General features: G+C 29.1%; 18 protein-coding genes. 2 read left to right on the top strand and 16 right to left on the bottom strand.

The window, feature by feature from the left end:
• Positions 1–111 precede the first annotated feature (111 nt).
• The 4 genes from ltrA to I2E98_RS14475 form a co-directional block, all read right to left on the bottom strand.
• Positions 112–1515, bottom strand: a complete 1404-nt coding sequence (gene ltrA / locus I2E98_RS14490) for a group II intron reverse transcriptase/maturase (RefSeq protein ID WP_195469595.1) — start codon at positions 1513–1515, stop codon at positions 112–114.
• A gap of 573 nt (positions 1516–2088) precedes the next feature.
• Complete coding sequence (locus I2E98_RS14485) at positions 2089–2538, bottom strand: FMN-binding protein (RefSeq protein ID WP_195469594.1); 450 nt, start codon at positions 2536–2538, stop codon at positions 2089–2091.
• 348 nt (positions 2539–2886) lie between these two features.
• Positions 2887–3438 carry a Gx transporter family protein gene (locus I2E98_RS14480; RefSeq protein ID WP_195469593.1) on the bottom strand — a complete coding sequence of 184 codons (552 nt, stop codon included), beginning with the start codon at positions 3436–3438 and terminating at the stop codon, positions 2887–2889.
• Positions 3439–3449: 11 nt separating this feature from the next.
• Entirely contained in the window at positions 3450–3836 is a 387-nt protein-coding gene (locus tag I2E98_RS14475) for a NusG domain II-containing protein (RefSeq protein ID WP_195469592.1), read from the bottom strand.
• 211 nt (positions 3837–4047) lie between these two features.
• Here I2E98_RS14475 and I2E98_RS14470 point away from each other — a divergent pair, with 211 nt between their 5' ends.
• Entirely contained in the window at positions 4048–5088 is a 1041-nt protein-coding gene (locus tag I2E98_RS14470; RefSeq protein WP_195469591.1) for an FAD:protein FMN transferase, read from the top strand.
• A gap of 50 nt (positions 5089–5138) precedes the next feature.
• Here the strand turns inward: I2E98_RS14470 and I2E98_RS14465 are convergent, their stop codons facing one another.
• The 6 genes from I2E98_RS14465 to I2E98_RS14440 are packed head-to-tail and all read right to left on the bottom strand — an operon-like array spanning position 5139 to position 10884.
• Positions 5139–5885, bottom strand: a complete 747-nt coding sequence (locus tag I2E98_RS14465; RefSeq protein ID WP_195469590.1) for an ABC transporter permease — start codon at positions 5883–5885, stop codon at positions 5139–5141.
• The gene (locus I2E98_RS14460) at positions 5882–6637 is read right to left on the bottom strand and encodes an ABC transporter ATP-binding protein (protein WP_195469589.1); all 756 of its coding nucleotides are present in this window, start codon (positions 6635–6637) and stop codon (positions 5882–5884) included. Before I2E98_RS14460 ends, I2E98_RS14465 begins: the two co-directional genes overlap by 4 nt.
• A gap of 15 nt (positions 6638–6652) precedes the next feature.
• Positions 6653–7600, bottom strand: coding sequence for a MetQ/NlpA family ABC transporter substrate-binding protein (locus I2E98_RS14455; RefSeq protein ID WP_195469588.1), 948 nt, complete (start codon positions 7598–7600; stop codon positions 6653–6655).
• Positions 7590–8180 carry a flavin prenyltransferase UbiX gene (locus I2E98_RS14450; protein WP_195469587.1) on the bottom strand — a complete coding sequence of 197 codons (591 nt, stop codon included), beginning with the start codon at positions 8178–8180 and terminating at the stop codon, positions 7590–7592. Before I2E98_RS14450 ends, I2E98_RS14455 begins: the two co-directional genes overlap by 11 nt.
• Positions 8181–8192: 12 nt before the next feature.
• Entirely contained in the window at positions 8193–9056 is an 864-nt protein-coding gene (locus tag I2E98_RS14445) for a UbiA-like polyprenyltransferase (RefSeq protein ID WP_195469586.1), read from the bottom strand.
• The gene (locus I2E98_RS14440) at positions 9040–10884 is read right to left on the bottom strand and encodes a menaquinone biosynthesis decarboxylase (protein WP_195469585.1); all 1845 of its coding nucleotides are present in this window, start codon (positions 10882–10884) and stop codon (positions 9040–9042) included. The genes I2E98_RS14445 and I2E98_RS14440 overlap by 17 nt, the downstream gene beginning before the upstream one ends.
• Before the next feature lie 134 nt (positions 10885–11018).
• Here I2E98_RS14440 and I2E98_RS14435 point away from each other — a divergent pair, with 134 nt between their 5' ends.
• Positions 11019–11399 carry a hypothetical protein gene (locus tag I2E98_RS14435; RefSeq protein WP_195469584.1) on the top strand — a complete coding sequence of 127 codons (381 nt, stop codon included), beginning with the start codon at positions 11019–11021 and terminating at the stop codon, positions 11397–11399.
• Between the two features lie 39 nt (positions 11400–11438).
• On the opposite strand, the gene I2E98_RS14430 is transcribed toward I2E98_RS14435, so the two are convergent.
• The 6 genes from I2E98_RS14430 to I2E98_RS14405 all read right to left on the bottom strand — a co-directional run bounded on the left by I2E98_RS14430 (position 11439) and on the right by I2E98_RS14405 (position 19559).
• Complete coding sequence (locus tag I2E98_RS14430; protein WP_195469583.1) at positions 11439–12713, bottom strand: aspartate aminotransferase family protein; 1275 nt, start codon at positions 12711–12713, stop codon at positions 11439–11441.
• Positions 12714–12727: 14 nt separating this feature from the next.
• Entirely contained in the window at positions 12728–14653 is a 1926-nt protein-coding gene (locus I2E98_RS14425; protein WP_195469582.1) for a U32 family peptidase, read from the bottom strand.
• Between the two features lie 44 nt (positions 14654–14697).
• On the bottom strand, positions 14698–15663 hold the full coding sequence (locus I2E98_RS14420; protein WP_195469581.1) for a polyprenyl synthetase family protein: 966 nt from the start codon (positions 15661–15663) through the stop codon (positions 14698–14700).
• A 156-nt stretch (positions 15664–15819) separates the two neighbouring features.
• Positions 15820–17718, bottom strand: a complete 1899-nt coding sequence (locus I2E98_RS14415; protein WP_133015078.1) for an FAD-dependent oxidoreductase — start codon at positions 17716–17718, stop codon at positions 15820–15822.
• A gap of 356 nt (positions 17719–18074) precedes the next feature.
• Entirely contained in the window at positions 18075–18356 is a 282-nt protein-coding gene (locus I2E98_RS14410) for a hypothetical protein (protein WP_195469580.1), read from the bottom strand.
• A 333-nt stretch (positions 18357–18689) separates the two neighbouring features.
• Positions 18690–19559 carry a YitT family protein gene (locus I2E98_RS14405; protein ID WP_243251199.1) on the bottom strand — a complete coding sequence of 290 codons (870 nt, stop codon included), beginning with the start codon at positions 19557–19559 and terminating at the stop codon, positions 18690–18692.
• Positions 19560–19662 lie beyond the last annotated feature (103 nt).

Genomic DNA, 19662 nt, shown 5'->3' with positions numbered 1-19662 from the left:
GTAGGCTTGCCTGTTCAATTCCTACCGAAGGACCTTCCTTCATCATTTATATAGCTTTCATGGCACACCACCACCGTGCGTACCGGTCTGGTACACGGCAGTTCTTTAAGTTTAATGAATTTTAATATATTGATGCGTTAGGCTTTTCAAGCCTAAGTCGGTAAAGAATTGATTTGTAAGTGTAGTATTTGATATAGCACTATTAGCTGTTCGCCAATATCCTTTACGGGTATTGGCAAATTTTATTGCTTGATAGTGATTTAATCCCAATTTCTTAAGGTTTTTATATCTTGTTTTAACCTTTTTCCATTGTTTCCATATACACATTCTTAATCTTTGTCTTATCCATTTATCCAATTGCTTAACAATACCTTTGCATTTGGCTATTCCATAATAATTAATCCATCCAATATTTATTTGGTTCATTTTAATTATTCTTTGTTCCAAAGTCATCGGTTTTGACCTTGATAGTATTTCTCTAATTTTATCTTTATATCTTTTTAATGATTGTTTAGATATAGTAGTGCAAGCTTTTCCAAATGATAGCATTATCGTAAATCCTAGAAATTTTCTTTTCCATGGTCTCTCTACTGCACTTTTGCTTCTATTTACTTTTAATTTCAATTTACCTTCTATGAAATTTGTTATGTTATCCATAACTCTTTCTCCGGCTCTTTTACTCTTAACGTAAATGTTACAATCGTCAGCGTAGCGACAGAATTTATGCTCTCTTTTCTCTAGTTCCTTATCTAATTCATCTAACATTATATTAGATAGAAGTGGACTTAATGGACCTCCTTGAGGAGCTCCTTCCTCACTTGTTACTACTATTCCGTTAATCATTATTCCAGCCTGAAGATATTTTCTTATTAACCTCAATACTCTCTTATCTTTTATACTCCTTGAGAGTTTATACATAAGTATATCGTGGTTAACTCTATCAAATAATTTCTCTAGGTCTATATCTACAACCCATCTATAACCTTCATTTATATAAGTTTCTGCCTTTTGTATAGCATCTTTTGCCCCTCTTCGAGGACGGAAGCCAAAACTATTTTCTGAAAAGTTCTCATCATAGATATAATTTAGCTCTTGCACAATTGCTTGTTGAATAAACCTATCCAAAACTGTTGGTATTCCTAATAATCTAGTTCCACCATTAGGTTTGGGTATCTCAACTCTTCTAACAGGCATTGGTTTATACTCATTATTTAAAATACTTTCTTTTATTGATAACCAGTTATCTTTAAGAAATTGTCTAAGTTCATAGACTGTCATTCCATCAACTCCATGGATACCTTTATTTGAGATTACTCTTTTCATTGCTAGAAGTAAATTTTCTCTTGATAGTATTCTTTCTAATGAGCCATATTCAAATTCACTTGTTTCTCTATTTGAAGTTGCCGAGAATCTTCTATGCACTCTTTGCTTATCTTCAAGTTCCACTCTATTTTTAGCATTAGAGCCTAAGTATTTAGTTTTCTGCAATCTTTGATTATTCTGCGAAACTTTCAAATTTCAAAACCTCCTTAAAGTTCAGTCCTTCGTCCGCTATCGCGATTAGCGGAGTTACTATGACCTCTGCTGACTTCTGATAGTTCAGCTATATATCACTATATAGGTTATTGCTTTAGAAGTTCATCTTTATTAGCAATATATCTATCAGACCTCCCCAGGTAAGAACAACAACCTTCATCTCATATATCTGCTACATTTACTCCTAAGGTTTCGGGTAGTGTTGGACTTTATCTTGTTGTGCAGACTCGTCCGACCTTAGTAAGCCTCGTATGTAGTTCGTGTTCCTCAGACCGAGACTTTGCCTCCGACTTCCTTCAGATTCCACTTCACAATGGACACCATTGTCATTGGCTAGTGGTTCCCACTACTAAGCCCACAACGGACTTTCACCGTCAAGTTGTTGCCCATGCTGGGCACACACATAAAAGCTATACTATTTCTTCTATAATAGTACAGCTTTTATACTTTATGTATTTATTACTTATATCTTCTCATTAATAATAAAAGGTGAATTCAAATTAATGAATTCACCTTTATAAAACTCTTTAATCTTAAAATAATAAAATTTAATTATTTAACTTGATCTAAAGCTTCTTGTACTGCATCAACATATCCTTTAACTTTTATTGAAACACCTGATACTGCATCTGTGTGTCCATCTTCATCAGTTATGTTGATTTTGCTTAAATCGAAATTATTTTCAACGATTGCTTCTTCTAATAAATCGATTTGTTCATGCCATTTCTTACCGTCATTTTTCATGTCATATGCTCCTGAAGCTGAAGCTTCTGACTTCATTGACCCATCTTCATTTTTAGTATCGATATTTACAGATACTGGAGTTCCGTTTTCAAAAGTTACTTCTGCAATTGTAGTATCACTTTCACCAGCTATTTCAGCTATTTTCACACCTGTGAATCCTTCTGATGATTCTTCAGCTTGCTTTTCTCCACATCCTACAAATAAAGTACCAACTACCATAGTAGCTGCTGCTAATGCAACTAGTTTTTTATTTATCATTAGTTTATCCCCCTAATCAATGAATAATTCGTATTTATTCTACAATATTCCAGTTATAAAATCAATACTTTATTGTAAAAACCTTTACTTATTATTTTCATAATTTTAATCCTTTAAATTTGTTATTTAGCAATTTAACCAGTGTCTTTTTTATCACTTTCTGATTTCACCTTTTGTGTTTTTAACGATTTATTGAATTTAATTAATTTTATATTGAAAATTTTTTTACACTTTTCTTACATTTAATGGATTTATTTATATGTATTTTCCATTTTATTTATGGTTTTTGTTAAATTTATAACTTATTTAAAGTCACTTTTTCCCTTTTTTAAAAGATTTATTGTTAATTTATATACTAATACCTTTTTGATTTTTAACAACTTGTCCTCTTTTGAACTGCGGCAGCTTCTTTAAATGTCTAACCACAATATTACCAGTTAACCCAACAAATATCCCTGTTGCTATACCTGCTATAGATAATACAGGTAAATACAGCATAACCCCTATATTTTTTACTATAAAAGATGCAACTACTAACTGACCAATATTATGAAACACCCCACCTGCAGCACTCACTCCAATAATTGAAACTTTTTCTTTAAATAACTCTTTAATTGCAACCATTATCAAAAAACTAAAAATAGCTCCAACAAAACTAAACATAAAAGAAGATAAATTGCCTCCAAAAATTGTTGATAAAATATTTCTTAAAATTATTACTAAAAATGTTTCCTTATAACTATCTAATGTATATAATCCTATTACAATAATTATATTAGCTAACCCTAGCTTTGCTCCTGGCGTTATAAAGGGAACCGGTATCATTCTTTCAAATAAAGATAATACTAAAGCCTGTGCAACTAATAAAGATATATATACCATCTTACTTGTCTTATTCATTTTAATCACTCCTAATGAGATAATATAATATCGTCGTCATCTACAAAATCACCTTTTATCTCTATCATAACCTTATTTGGTAAACAAACTAACGATTGTCCAACTCTACTTATTTTCCCTTGATAAATACATAAAGAATCTGGGCAATCTGCATCTATCATTCTTATAGTATCATCTTTTATAATTATTCTATTTTCATGTCCATCTAAATTTATATCAATAATCTCCTCCCCCTTATGAGCTGATAGAGGAATCTTAGAATAAACTTTACCCCCTACTGTTATCTCTGCATAAGTCATATCATACTTATATCCCATAACCATACCAAAAACTATCTCTGGAATAAATGATATTACTATTAATGCTATTATGATTACTATGTCTAACTTCTTAAACAAAAACTCACCTCCAAATTCTTAACTACAAAATTAAATAATTTTATGCATATCAAGGATTATTATATACTTTCGAATTGTTTTTTTCTACATCTTTCAGTCTTTTTCGTTTCATCGCAACTTTTTTCTCGTTTTCCACTTTAATTTTTTTTATTATTATAATACTATATTTAAAGAACTTATTTTCATTAATAATTTCTTTACGGAGGTATATATGTTAAAACTTAAAAATTTATTTTTTCCACTACTATTAATTCTTGTTACTACGCTGATAGGATGCAACAAAAACACAGCATCAACTTCTGAAGTACTTTCAAGAACAGAATTATTTATGGGAACAGTAGTTAAAATAACCCTATATGATAGCACTGATTCAACTATATTAGATAAAGCCTTTGATAAAGTAGCTGAAATTGAATCACTAGTTAGTATTAATGAAGCTGGAACTGAACTTGATAAAGTAAATGATTTCGCAGGAATTTCTCCTGTTGAGGTTTCATCTATTACATATGAAATAGTAGAAAAGGGACTTGAGTATTCAAAACTTTCTAATGGAGATTTTGACATAACTATAGGTCCATTAGTTAAACTTTGGAGTATAGGTCTAGATGATGCAAAAGTACCTACTCAAGAAGAAATCCATTCAGTATTACCTTTAATAGATTATAACCTTTTAGAGCTTAATAAAGAAAATCATACTATTTTTCTAAAAAATAAAAATATGATGATAGATTTAGGCTCTATAGCTAAAGGATATGCTGCTGATGAAATTTCTCGTATATTAACAGAAAACAATGTAAATAGTGCTATAATAGATTTAGGCGGAAATATTTATGCTCATGGCATAAAGCCATCAGGACAGGATTGGAACATAGGAATTCAAAATCCTTTTAATAATAGAGGAGATATTATAGGTGTTTTAAAAGTAAAAAATAAAACTGTTGTTACATCTGGTATATACGAAAGATATATTGAAAAAGATGGAATAAAGTATCATCATTTACTTAATCCCCATACTGGATATCCTTTTGAAAATAATATAGCCGGAGTAAGTATAGTAACCGATAAATCTACTGATGCTGATGCACTTTCTACCATTGTATTTGCAAAGGGGTTAGAAGAAGGATTAAAGTTTGTTGAAACCTTACCTAATGTTGATGCTATATTCATAACTACAGACAATAAAGTTTATATCACTAATGGAATAAGAGATTCTTTCACACTAGAAAATCAGGACTTTACTTTAGAAAATTAAAAATACTAAAGAGCAAATAGTAAAACTCGCTATTTGCTCTTTATTAATGCTTAAATTCCCTTCCATCTGCAAGCTCTAGCTTCAATATAATCTAAAATTATAAATAATATTAATCCTAAAATACTTAATATTACAATACCTGAATACATATCTATATAATTTATTCTTGTCCATGCATCTTGAATAAAGTATCCAATACCCGCACTTGTTCCATATGCCTCTGCAAAAAACAATACCGAAAGTGCAGTTCCTATAGATAATCTTATATTAGTTAAAACTTCTGGCAATATGGCCGGTAAAGTAACATGATAAAACTTCTGCATACTTGATGCCCCCAAGCTTATTAACGGGTTATAATTCACATTTTCAACATTTATAACTGAATCTCTCACTGAAACTATAACTTGAAATACAGTTATTAAAACAACAATAGTAATTTTAGATCCATCACCTAATCCGTACAATGTCATTATTACCGGTAATAGTGCTGTCTTAGGAATTGGATATGCAAAATATACAAGTGGATTTAATATCTTATTAACTCTTTTTGAATATCCCATTATTAATCCAATTACACTTCCTATAAAAAAAGATAATAGTAATCCAACAAAAACTCTATACAAACTAGCAATAATATGAATATAAAACCCATTTTTAAAAAGTTCAGGCAAATGTAAGTATATCTTATCTGGAGTAGGCAAAATTCTAGAATTCATAATAATAGCACAAATGTACCATAATATATTTAATATTATAAAGCCCTTTATAAAACTCCATACTTTCTTTAAGGCAGTCAATTATCCCACCCCTTTTTAATTAAATTCTTTATATGAATATATAATCCTAAATAACCTTTTTCTTCTCTATAATTCTTATTATTAAACATAGGATTATCTATTATTTCTATTATTTCACCAGGCGTATTAGTCATTATAATTATTTTCTTGCCCATATATATAGCTTCATCAATACTATGTGTAACAAAAAAAGTATTTATTTTATTTTCATTCCAAATATTTAGAAATAATTCTTGTGCTTCTTCTTTAATAATGGCATCTAATGCAGAAAAGGCTTCATCTAGTAATAAAATATCTGGATTCATCAAAAAACTTCTTACAATAGCTACACGTTGCTTTTGCCCACCACTTAACTCTCTAGGATATCTTTTTTTCAAATGATATATATTTAATTTTTTCATAAAAACATCCATTTTTCTTAAAATATCGTTGTCTATTTTTTCTTTTTTTATTTTAAAAGATAAAAGACAATTTTCCTCTACTGTTTTCCATGGTAAAAGTCCAAAATTTTGTGGAATAAATCCTATCTTATGAATATGAGGGCTTAATCCTCTTGAATCCAAGAGAACTTCACCCTCATACTCTGTTATTATTCCTGATAGCACATTTAATAGGGTAGATTTTCCACAGCCTGATGGCCCTATTATTGCACATATATCGCTATTATGTACATTAAGATTTATTTTATTTAATGCTTTTATATTTTCTCTTTTAGACTTATAGAAAACAGATAAATTTTTTATCTGTATCATATATATCTCCTTAAACTATTTTATACCTACGTCACTCATTACATCTTTAGCTTTGATATCTTTAGTTAATAATCCTTTGTTTTTAGACCAATCTAATACGTTTTGAACATTTTCTTCTGCAGGTAAATAATTTGTTTTAAATTCAGGTAGTACAATATTCCCTCTCATATCTTCTGAATATCCTACAGTTGATATTATTATATCTTCATACTCACTTATATCATTAGAGTTTATGAACTCTATAGCTTTATTGTACGCATTGTAAAATCCTTTAATAGCATTAGCATCTTTATCAATTACTTCTTGTAAGAATGCTGTTACAGAAATCATTATATCTTTATTATATATTTTAGTAACTTCTACACCACCATCTGCAACTGCTGTATCATTAAAAGGTGCGGGTAATATAGCCGCATCTATTTGATTATTCTTTAAAGCTTCAAGTCTAGCTGGCATTGCTGGTATTGCAACCTTTTCTATATCAGATACTTGTAATCCATTTGATAATGCTATATCATCTGCTAAATATTCTATCATTGTATTTTCTGATATACCTACTTTTTTACCTTTTAAATCACTTAAACTAGTTATTCCAGAATCCTTCCCTGCAACTAATGTCCATGAACCATTTGTAGTTCCAGTAATTTTCATATTTATATCTGAATTTTGATAAATAGAAATAGCTACTTCATCGCATAATACTCCATCTAATTCTCCAGCTTGAAGTGCAGCATCTCTATCGTTAGCCGCCTTAAATATTTGAAGGTCTAAATCTATTCCCTCTTCTTCAAAATATCCATTTTCTTTAGCTATTACTAATGGAACTGCATCAATTGATCCCATTACTCCTACTGTTAATTTTGTTTTTTCTGTTTGTGCCTCTTCTTTTTTACTTCCGCACGCAACCATAGATGCTGTCATAACAGCTGTCATAGCTAGTGCAATGATCTTCTTAAGTTTCATACTCTGTATCCTCCCATTTATTAAATAAATTGTTGTCTATATTAAGATAATTTAGTATTTTCCCTACCATGAAATCAACTAAATCATCAATTGTTTGCGGATGATTATAAAACCCCGGCATAGCAGGTATAATAGTCGCTCCTATTCTTGATAATTTATACATATTTTCTAAATGTATTGCATTAAAAGGAGTTTCTCTTGGAACTATTACTAATTTTCTTCCTTCCTTTAAAGCCACATCTGCAGCTCTACATAATAAATTCTTAGATAATCCATGACTTACTTCTGCCAATGTTCCCATAGAACATGGAACTATAATAACAGCATCAAATCCATGAGACCCACTAGCTACCCCTGAAAATAAATTATTATTATCTTCAAGCTTTACATTGCTATATGTACTTCTAAGTTCTTCAACCCACATTTTTAAATCTAAAGAAAGTTCATACTTAAAGACCTGTTTACCTTTATCCGTAGCAATTATATTAGTTTGTATTCCCTTACTGACTAAAACCTCTATAAGTCTTTTGGCATAAATACTTCCACTTGCTCCGGTAATTCCAACCACTATTTTTTTCATAATATTACTCTCCTAAATTAAACAATCAATTAATCCACTTAGTAAGAATACTATGCTTATTACTTGGTTTATACTATAAGATGCTATCTTAACATTTTTTAAATTATCTGCACTAATCATTTTATGTTGTATTATAAATAAAACTATATTAATACTTAAACCTATATAATATATAGTTCCTAATTCAGGTGATAATACTCCTACAATAAATAAAAATATTACTGCTAATATATGAAATACTGATGATATTTTTAAAGCATTTTCAACTCCAAATCTAGCTGGAATTGAATGTATTCCATTCTTAGTATCAAAATCATAATCTTGAGCTCCATAAATTATATCAAATCCAGCCACCCACAAAGTGTTAGCTGCTCCCATAACTAACGGAATTAATGATATTTTTCCTGTAACTGCAAGCCAAGCTCCTACTGGTGCCGCTGCTGAAGTTACACCTAATACTAAATGACACATCCAAGTAAATCTTTTCGTATAAGAATATATAATCATTAAAAATAAGGCTATTGGAGATAATATTAAACAAATAGTATTTAGTTTCCATGCAGCAAAAACCATAATTCCAAAACATATAGCAACAAATATTAATATTTCTTTTTTATTCATTAAACCTTGCGGTAATTGTCTAGTTGCTGTTCTAGGGTTTCTTGCATCAATTTCAGCATCAATTACTCTATTCAAAGCATTAGCTCCAGTTCTTGCTCCCATAAAAGCAACTAATATCCAAAATATAACCATAGGCTTTAATTTACCTTCTCCAGCCAATAACATTGATATTAAAGCAAATGATAATGAAAATATAGTATGAGAAAACATTACTAATACTCCATAATCATTTATCTTTTTAAATATTTTTCTCAAATCCGTATTCACTCCATCTCTTAGTTACCTTTTTCTTTATATCTTCAGACATAACTATATCATCAGGCCATTCTCTATTATGTCCTTCTTCTTTAAACTTCTTCGTTGCATCAATTCCTAAACGATGACCAAAACAATCCTCATTATCAAAATTAACCTCTTCAATTAATAAATCTCTTTTAGCATCTATGTTATTGAATACTTTCCAAGCTACTGTTGAGATATCATTTGCATCCACATCCTTATCTACAACAATTAAAAATTTATTATATTTCATATCTTCATGGTTCCATAACTCTTTAATTAACTTTTTGGCGTCATTTGGCTCACTTTTATTTATTGATACAATTAATACCCCTTGCATAACTCCACTTATATGATAATTAAAACTAGCTATTTTTTCATGACTTTCTAGATATTTAGTTAGCTCTAATGAACTTTTAACTTGGCAATTCCAGCTAATATCATTGCCTTCAGCTTTAAATTTCTTAGTAGCATCTATTCCTAATCTATATCCATAATGATCATTTGCTGATGCATGATCTAAAGCATCTAGTGGTCCTTCCGAAAATACTAAATCCTTCTTCATATCTATTGATTCAAAAACCTGTTTTGTAACATCCTTTATATCATGAGGATTAATTGTTTCATCTACTACTATTATCATTTTTGCATACATCATTTGCCCCATTCCCCATAGCGAGTTCATAACCTTCTTTCCATGACCTGGGAATCTCTTTTTAATAGAAACTATTACACAGTTATGAAATACTCCTTCAAATGGTAATGAATAATCTACTATTTCAGGATAAATCATTTTTAATAATGGTAAAAATGCACGCTCTGTAGCCTTACTCATATAACAATCTTCCATAGGTGGTCTACCTACTATAGTTGTTGGATAAACTGCATTCTTTTTATGAGTTATACATGTTACATGAAATACTGGATACATATCAGCTAAAGAATAATACCCTGTATGATCTCCAAATGGTCCTTCTAATCTCAAAGGCTCATTTACATCAACATATCCTTCTAGTACAAACTCTGCATCAGCTGGAACATATATATCATTAGTTATTGACTTAACCATTTTTACTGGCCATTTTCTTAAGTATCCTGCAAACATCATTTCATCAATCATTTTAGGTAATGGTGCAATAGCTGAAAATGTAATTGCAGGATCACATCCTATGGCCACTGAAACTGGCATCTTACCACCTAATTTACGATATTTATCATATATCTCCCTTCCATCTTTATGCCAATGCCAATGCATTCCTGTAGTATTCTTATCATATATTTGCATACGATACATACCAGTGTTTTGTACACCTGTATCTGGGTCTTTAGTCATTACTAATGGTAATGTAATAAATTTCCCTCCATCATCTGGCCAACATTTTAAAACTGGTATAGTAGATAAATCAGGATCGTGCTCTATTACTTCCTGGCAAGCACCTTTTATAGGAAGTCTCCATGGTAATACCGCTAATAATCTTGTCAATCTTGGTATAGACTTAATTAACTTAGGTATTTTTATATAATTTTGCATATTAATTAAATTAGCTATATCTTCTTCAACTTCTTCTAATTTATCCACACCAAGTGCTAAACTCATACGCTCATAACTTCCCATAGCATTAATTAATACAGGGTATTTAGAACCTTTAACATTTTCAAATAACAATGCTGGTCCAACTTCTTTAGAGATTCTATCAGTTATTTCTGTTATCTCTAAATCTGAATCAACTTCAGCTGTTATACGCTTTAATTGTCCTTTACTTTCTAACACCTTCATAAAGGCTTGTATATCTTTAAAAGACATATTTTCCTCCTTAGTTAAATCATAATATATTAATCTGTTAATTTATTTTACCTTTAAATATTTAGTTTACATATGTATTTTTATTATCTTTAATATTATAATTATTAGAAAACATAATATTAAAGGAGATTTATATGTTACATATATCAGAAAAATTTAAAAATCATGAGATTAATTGTAAAGCTATTAATATAGGTAATGATTGGAACATAACTATATATGGTGGTGATATTCCACATATAGGTGCCGTTGCAGTTGGTATTCCTGTAACTTTACCTCATGATATAAATAAATTAACTTCATCTTCATCATTAATAACAATACCTGGTCATAAAGAAGATGAAATAGTAAATAAATCCGCAAAATTATTAGCAAAGCAACTTAATACAACTGTGGTTGTATCTTGTGGTATACATATAAAAAATATTACTTTTGATGAAATCAATATATTAAATAATATTATAGACAACTTAATTACTAAACTATCTATTAATATAAAAAACTATAAAATTTAAGAAAATACAGCTGCTACAACTAGTAACAGCTTATTTCTTTTATTTAAGTTCACTTAATACTTCATCTAATGCATTTATCATATCTTTAATATTTTGCTCATTTATTACTAAAGGTGGTTGGAATGCTAACACATTTCTACCAATTCCATTTTTACCTATTATAAATCCTTTATCTTTCATCTTTTCTAATATAACATCAGTTTCTTCAGAAGCTTGCTCTCCGTTTTCTTTAACTAACTCAGCTCCTAACATTAATCCAATTCCTCTTACATCTTTTATTAAAGGATATTTAGATTTTAATTTCTCTAATTCCCTCTTTAAAATATCACCTAGCTTTTTAGAGTTTTCACATAGATTATATTTTTCAATATAATCTAAAACTGCCATTGCTGTTGCTGATGAAACTGGATTTCCACCTAATGTAGATGCTGATGGTTTAGTAAACTTTTCTGATATTTTATCATTAGTACAAAACGCTGATATAGGCATTCCATTTCCTAATGCTTTTGCTACAGTCATAATATCAGGTACAATATCATAATTTTCTATAGCAAACATTTTACCTGTTCTTGCGAATCCAGTTTGTACCTCATCAATTATTAATAAGATATTATTCTTTTCTAAAAGATTTTTAAGCTCTTTGAAATACCATAATGGTGGAGTTATTATACCTCCATTACCTTGTATTGGTTCTGCTATTAATGCTGCAATATTATCTGCTCCTCTATCATTAATAATTTTTTCTATATCTTTTAATGATTCTCTTGCAGCTTCTTCTATATTTCCATTACAATCCCAAGTATTTTTAGCAAAATGTATTGCTGGTGATAAATCTGGATCTGCTCGCCACATAGGTATCCCTGTAGCACTCATAGTTAAATAAGTTCTTCCATGTAATCCACTATTAAGTGCAATAAATTCATTTTTTTCTGTATATAATCTTGCTAATAACATTGCACCTTCATTTGCTTCTGAACCAGTACAACAGAAAAATACTCTTTTTAAATCTCCTGGTAATATATTAGCCATTTTTTCTGCTAAATTTACCATTTGCTCTGTTAAATATATGATAGTAGTATGTTGAAGAGTTTGCATCTGCTTAATTGTAACATCTAATATTTCTTTGTTGCAATGTCCACAGTTCATAACAGATACTCCTGCAAAGAAGTCTACATATTCTTTTCCATTGCTATCATATAAATATTGCATATCTCCTTTAACTATTTCTGGAGGGTTTTTATAAAAGTGATTCCCCCAAGATGAAGGAAATAAATATTCTCTTTTTTTCTCTATTATTTTATCTGCACCTATCATATTTATAGCACTCCTTAATTAAATTGCATTGCACCTAAAGTAAACCCTAAGCAGTCATATTTTAAGCTATCAAATATACCATCACATTCATCTAAGTTTTTAATAGCTTTCTTATATGCTATTATTACTTTTCTTAATGTTTCATTTTCATAATGACATCCTTCTATTCTAAAAATTGATGCACCTAGGTTACTTAACTCTTTTAAAATCGGCATATAGCATAATTCTTTTGATAATAACATATGATTATTTCCTTTATTATCTCTATAAACAGGATGTTCATTTCCTTTATCATCTATAAGTAATAAAACATTTTTATCATTATATTTTCTATTAGCTTCTTTAACTGACTCTTTAACTTTTGTATTTTCATATAAATCATGGCTCATATACATAACTACTGGTGACCCATGTACGATTATTTCTAATGGTAATACTGATTTTAATAAGGCTTCTTTAGTGTTGATAACTGGTGATTCACATGATAATGCACCTGTGCTTAATCCTTGACTCTTATAAAAATCTGCTGAAATTGCATTATATATGTTTAATGAATAATCACCTATTAACTCTAATCCTAAATCTTTAAACTTGTTTATTGCCCCTAAATTTGTAACTAATAATCCATCTATACCTAAATCATTATTTCTTAATAAATGATTATATTTAGAAAAATCATCTTCATACATCATTCTTGGAAGCCCTAAATATATTTTAGATTTCTTCTTTTTATTTGTAATATTAATTATCTCTTCTTTACTAAAAGGAAGGCTTGGTTCAAATACTTCTCCTGAAAGATATATTCTTTCTACCCCTTCTTCAATTGCTATTAATGCTGCTTCATAATTATTTACTTTAACTGCTATCTCTGGTTTATTATCTATTCTGCTTTCAACTGTTAATAATTCCTTAATTTCAGTTACTCTATTATTGTTTATATCAAATTCATCTACTGGTTTACTAAATACTTTTCCTGTACTATAAAATTTACCTGTGCCTTCATATCTCTCATTTATATTTGATAAACCTGGATTTCCAAAAGCATATGCTGTTGAGAAATCTCTTTTTCTATTTTCAAATAATTCTTTTGCATGTTTTCTTCTATTATATAAAATTGGATCATCTATATATCTATCAATTGCATCGCTATAATAGTTAATTAAATCTACTAAATACTCTGCATCTCTCATTCTACCTTCAATTTTAAATGAAACTACACCTGCTTCAATTAATTCTGGAATATTTTCATACATATACATATCTTTAACAGCTAGTGGGAAAGTAGTGTTGTATTCTTGACCTTCTTTATTAATTTTATATCCCCATCTACAAGGCTTCATACATAAACCTCTGCTTCCACTTTTCCCAAATAACATTCCACTATACATACATTGAGCTCCGTGGGCTACACACATATCTCCATGAACAAAATATTCAAATTCCATATTTGTTCTTACAGAAAAATGTTTTATAGTTTTTAAATCTATATCTCTAGATGTAACTATTCTTGTTACTCCTAAGTCTTTTAATACCTTAATAGTTTCAAAATTATGTACATTCATCATTACTGATGAGTGAATATTAAGATTTAATCCTAATTCTCTAATTACTTTAATAACACTCATATCTTGTACTATTAAAGCATCTGGACCTATTTTCTCTAAATATCTAAAATATTCTTCAGCTTGTTTTAAATCATCCGAACTTAATAAATTATTTACTGTTATGTATATTTTTTTACCTAATGAATGAGCCATCTTTACAGCTTCTTCTAATTCTTCATTAGTAAAATTAAAATCTTTTCTATGCATACGCATATTAAATATTTTTCCACCTAAATAAACAGCATCTGCACCACTATGTATTACTTTCTTAAATATATCAAAATTACCTACTGGAGCTAATAATTCAACTTCTTGTCCATTAAAAAATCTACTCAATTTGCCCTCCTTATATATACTGATAAAGTCATAATATCTATAAATTAATAACTTCTATCTAATAAACCTTTTGTTATTTCTAATAAAATTTCTCTGTACTCATTTTCTGGTAAAGCCTTTATTTGTTTATATGCTTTATTTGTATACTTTTTAGCAATTTCTCTTGCTTTATTTACACCATCATATTTGTTTACTAAATTTATTATTTCTACTACATCATCTTCTGTGTAGTCACTTTTTTCTAATATATTAACTAATTCACTTGGCTTATTTTCAAGCGCTATTATTAAAGGTAAAGTATATATTCCTTGTTTTAAATCATTAGCTGAATTTTTACCTATACTTTCATCGCTACCAGTATAATCTAATATATCATCTATTATTTGAAAGGCCATCCCAATATTATGACCTATCTCCCAAAAAGCCCTAGATAATTTTCTAGAACATCCACTTTCAGATGCACCTAAATATAAGCTTAATGAAAATAACTCAGCTGTTTTTCCAGATGCTCTTTTTAAATACTTTTTAACTGATACATTTTTATCAAATCTAGAATTTAACTGATCTATTTCACTCATACATATTCTTGACATTGTCATAGTGTCTATTTGTACACTATCTAAGGATCCTACTCCTGCTAATACCTTAAAGCAGACACAGAAAAGATAATCTCCTATATAAACAGCATAATTCTTTCCATATTTAGATTGTACTGTTTCTTTTCCTCTTCTTAATGTTGCTTCATCTATTATATCATCATGAACTAATGTTGCCATATGAAACATTTCAACTACCGATGCTAAAGCTCTGGCTTTTTTTTCTTCATAACTTCCAAACTTTGACGATAATATTACAAATGCAGGTCTAAGCATCTTTCCACCTGAATTAAGTAATTCTAATATAGACCCTTCTACAACTTTATCTCTACACTTAGCATTTTTTTCTATTATTTGTTTAACTTCTTTAAGCTCTTTATTAACTTCTGGGTACTTACTCCACAATTTATGCATTCTATCAACCTCATAATCACCTTTAAAATAATAATTATTACTTTTATCTTTTGATTTTTTCTATATATTTATTTTTAACTATAAAAAAAATATATAATAGTTTGGGCCAGACTTTATAAAAGCCTGGCTCAATATTAATTTTAACTATTATATATATTATTTTGCTACTTTTTCTGTACCATGTTCTATATATATAGGTGTTCTCTTACCTATCCAGAACTCTTTAGCTATCTTATGTATCCAAGGCATTACATAATAGTCTAAACCGAATGTTCTACCTGCACCTGACATTAAAGCTATTGAACCGAAGAAATACCATAATATATCCCATCCAGCCATTGCAGATAATACAAAGTTACAAACCATAAATGCAGATGCTGCACTTGCTAAGAAAGTAAATAAACCAACAATTAAAGCTAGTCCCATTCCTATTTCCATAATTACAACCATTGTTTGGAATAATGTTGCCATTTCTGGAGTTGGAATCATTACTTGCATTATAGATTCATAGAACTTAGGCATTTTTTGTAAAATTGGTGTTGCATATTCAACAGCAGTATCCGCTGCTTCTGATGCTCCTGCTGTAGCATCTTGTAACCAAGAGAAAGGCATATTTATGTTTCCAGCCTTTAACCAGCTATCTGAACCAATTGCTATTTTTACTTTATCAAAATCAAAGTTTGAAATAGCTTTAATATTAGCTTCCCATAAAGATTCACCAAAGAACTTCTTAAGCCCTTCAATTAACCATAAGCATCCTATAAACACTCTTAAAGGTACTAACCAAAGTCTATTTCCTTTAGATGATAAATGACCTCTCATTATAGATCTTCTATCTTTCATTCCAAAGAATTCATGTTGTAAATAGCAATATACTGCATTTACATCATTAACTCCAAATAAATAGTACATATTTACTAAATGCTTCATAACCATTGCTATAAATCCTGAAAGCTTAACTCCCATTAAGTTAGCAACACCATATCTACCACCAATTGATACCATGAATCCATGATAATTTGATTTAAATTCAGTTTTCTTATCTGAATTCTCAATTGAAGCTATTATATTTTTGACAGCTGTAACTGCAGTTTGCTCAGCAGCTTCAACTATTTGTGGGTTAGGTTTACCAGCTTCTTCTTCATAGTAAGCTATATCTCCTACAACATATACATCTTTCTTCCCTATAGCTTCCATGTACTTATTAGCTTCTAATCTTCCAGCTCTAGCAGTTTTTAATCCGTATTCTTTAGCTTCTTGATTAGCTTGAACACCACAAGTCCATATTAAAGTTTGTGTTGGTATTGTTTGTCCATTTTTTAACGTAATACCATTTGATGATACTTCAACTATTGGTGAATCCTTAAGTACTTCAACACCATGCTTAACCATATATTTTTCAGCCTTATCAGCTTGCTTTCTGTCAAGCATATTTAATATTGTAGACATAGCTTCAACAACTAAAAGTCTTACTTCGCTTTCATCTACTCTATAATCATGAGCTAATTTAGTTTTCCACTCTAATAATTCACCAGCCATTTCTATACCAGTAAATCCTGATCCTGCTACTACGAAAGTAAGCATTTCTTTTCTCTTAGCATCATTCTTTTCATAAGATGCAGCTTTAAATCTTGATTTAATGTGCTCTCTTATTTTTAAAGCATCTTCTAAAGACCATAAAGTAAATCCATTTTCTTTAACTCCTGGAACTCCAAAGAATGCTGGCTCACTACCAGTTCCTACTATTAAGTAATCGTAATCAAAACTACCATCTTTAGTTGTTACTACCTTTTTATCTGTATCAACATTTTCTATGTAGTCTACAACAACATTAACTTTAGTTCTGTGGAATATCTTGCTTAACTCAATCTTAACAGACTCCTCTGGAACTCTTCCACCTGCAACTTCATGTAATTCTGTCATTAGTGTATGGAACGGGTTCTTATCTATTAATGTTATTTCTACATCATTATTTTTTTTGTACTTTTTTGCTAATTTCTTAGCTGCATGTACACCTGCGTATCCAGCCCCTAAAATAACTATCTTTTTAGACATTTGTTTTTCCTTCCCTTCTGATTTTATAAAATAAACTTTAGTCATTACAATTCCTATAACATTTTATATTCATTTATTTATAATGTCCATAGTGAAATTTTTAACTATCAATTTTCAGAATAATATAACTTTTAAAAGTAAAACTATATCTTAAGGCACTAATTGTAGTGATAACAGCTATTTTCTAATACTACTTTCCTTCATTTTGTTATTAATAATTCTAATGTTACATTAAATATAACATCAACTCTTATAATGAATTTATTTCAAATAATTATTTAAAATAAAAGATTAAGGTAAATAACTCCTTAATCTTTTTTGATTATATATGTTTTAAATTCGCCCTTGTAAACGTTTTAAACATTGTGTATACCATCTACTTTTTCAATTATTATAACTTGACCAAAAAATTTATTACTTACTACAAATTTTCCAACTGAAAAATTTCCACTTGCATTTTCTATAATATCTTTAACTATACAATTGTCAGTATAATCCTTTGCTAAAATCCCCCTCTTTGCACCAGCTTCTATTAACATACACCTATATTTTTCTATATACTCTTCAAGCAAACCTCTCCTATAAACATTACCCTTCTTTAAATCCCCATACCTCTTTACTTCTTCTACCTTTTTCACAATAATCCCCTCCTATATCTTATTATGAATTTACAATATTTGTATTAATTAATCTATTTAATTTTTAATTATCCCGCTCTAATAAGTAGATTAATTTACATAGCCTAAAAAAGTAATGCTCTTATTTTTTCACCATCTCTAAATTTATTATGTAATATTTTCTTATCTAGCCATATAAATTAAACTTTATTATACTGAGATATTATACTATATTCATATTTATAATTAGTTATGTATACTTTTATTTAAAAGACATATTAATATAAATCTTTAAATAAACAGAGAAGTCATTTACAAAATATGTAAACAACTTCTCCATTTATATATAAATTTTTAAAGTCTTTTTTCAAAATTTCCTGTGACACTTAAACCTTCATTAAATATTATAAATGCCTTAGGATCTTTTTCTAAAACTATTCTTTTTAATTGATTTATCTCATACTTAGAAATTACGGTTACTAATATCTTGCTTTCTTCCCCAGTATATGCACCTTCACCCTTCCAGCAAGTTACTCCTCTTCCCATCTCGCTCATTATACCACTTTCTATGTTTTTCATCTTTGTGAAAATCATTGCTGTAGTATTTATATTTTGATAATGTATTCTATCAACTATTAAAGAGAAGAAAGTTGTATAAATAACTGAATATATTGCTGTAGGTAGTTCAAATAAAATTGCACATATTCCATAAATAATAGAATTTATTATTATACCTAACTTTCCAACACTAAAGTTTTTATATTTTTGAGTAAAATATACCCCCAGTATATCTATACCTCCACCAGATCCTCCTGCTTTTAATGTTATCCCTATTCCTGCACCTGTAATTATTCCCCCAATAAGACATGCTGCTAACGGGTCATCTATAATAGCTGTACTTGGAACTGTAATTACTGTAAAGAAAATAGTCTGTGATACTACACTTACTACAGTTCTTACAAAAAACTTCTTAGATATACTTTTGTAAGCTATAAGTAATAATGGTATATTAATAATAAAGTTAATTATACCTGCTATTTCAAAGTTTTTTAAACTTGGAAAATAGTCTACTATAATAGTTCTAATTATTTGAGATATACCTACTACTCCACCATTATATAGGTCTAAAGGAGATATGAATAAATTAACTCCTAAGCAAAACAAGAATGCTCCTATAATAATAATTCCATACTGCTTAAACTTTTTTTCTTTTGTTTTTCCCATCATTACCCCCCTATTATGTTCTAAAATAGTCTATTGCATAACCCCCAAAACCTTGTTTTGGTGCGGTTTTACAAACTCATTTTTTCAAGTTTTCCCCCACCAA

The organism is Clostridium sp. D43t1_170807_H7 (assembly GCF_015555905.1).
In the GTDB taxonomy this organism is placed as follows: Bacteria; Bacillota; Clostridia; order Clostridiales; family Clostridiaceae; genus Clostridium.
The sequence above is the reverse complement of the archived record's forward strand: the minus strand, read 5'-3'. Positions and strand labels throughout refer to the sequence as shown.

Coding starts and splice junctions, on each gene's coding strand:
- I2E98_RS14485 (WP_195469594.1), bottom strand. CDS start 2,538: ATGATAAATAAAAAACTAGTTGCATTAGCAGCAGCTACTATGGTAGTT.
- I2E98_RS14480 (WP_195469593.1), bottom strand. CDS start 3,438: ATGAATAAGACAAGTAAGATGGTATATATATCTTTATTAGTTGCACAG.
- I2E98_RS14470 (WP_195469591.1), top strand. CDS start 4,048: ATGTTAAAACTTAAAAATTTATTTTTTCCACTACTATTAATTCTTGTT.
- I2E98_RS14460 (WP_195469589.1), bottom strand. CDS start 6,637: ATGATACAGATAAAAAATTTATCTGTTTTCTATAAGTCTAAAAGAGAA.
- I2E98_RS14455 (WP_195469588.1), bottom strand. CDS start 7,600: ATGAAACTTAAGAAGATCATTGCACTAGCTATGACAGCTGTTATGACA.
- I2E98_RS14450 (WP_195469587.1), bottom strand. CDS start 8,180: ATGAAAAAAATAGTGGTTGGAATTACCGGAGCAAGTGGAAGTATTTAT.
- I2E98_RS14440 (WP_195469585.1), bottom strand. CDS start 10,884: ATGTCTTTTAAAGATATACAAGCCTTTATGAAGGTGTTAGAAAGTAAA.
- I2E98_RS14435 (WP_195469584.1), top strand. CDS start 11,019: ATGTTACATATATCAGAAAAATTTAAAAATCATGAGATTAATTGTAAA.
- I2E98_RS14430 (WP_195469583.1), bottom strand. CDS start 12,713: ATGATAGGTGCAGATAAAATAATAGAGAAAAAAAGAGAATATTTATTT.
- I2E98_RS14420 (WP_195469581.1), bottom strand. CDS start 15,663: ATGCATAAATTGTGGAGTAAGTACCCAGAAGTTAATAAAGAGCTTAAA.
- I2E98_RS14415 (WP_133015078.1), bottom strand. CDS start 17,718: ATGTCTAAAAAGATAGTTATTTTAGGGGCTGGATACGCAGGTGTACAT.
- I2E98_RS14405 (WP_243251199.1), bottom strand. CDS start 19,559: ATGGGAAAAACAAAAGAAAAAAAGTTTAAGCAGTATGGAATTATTATT.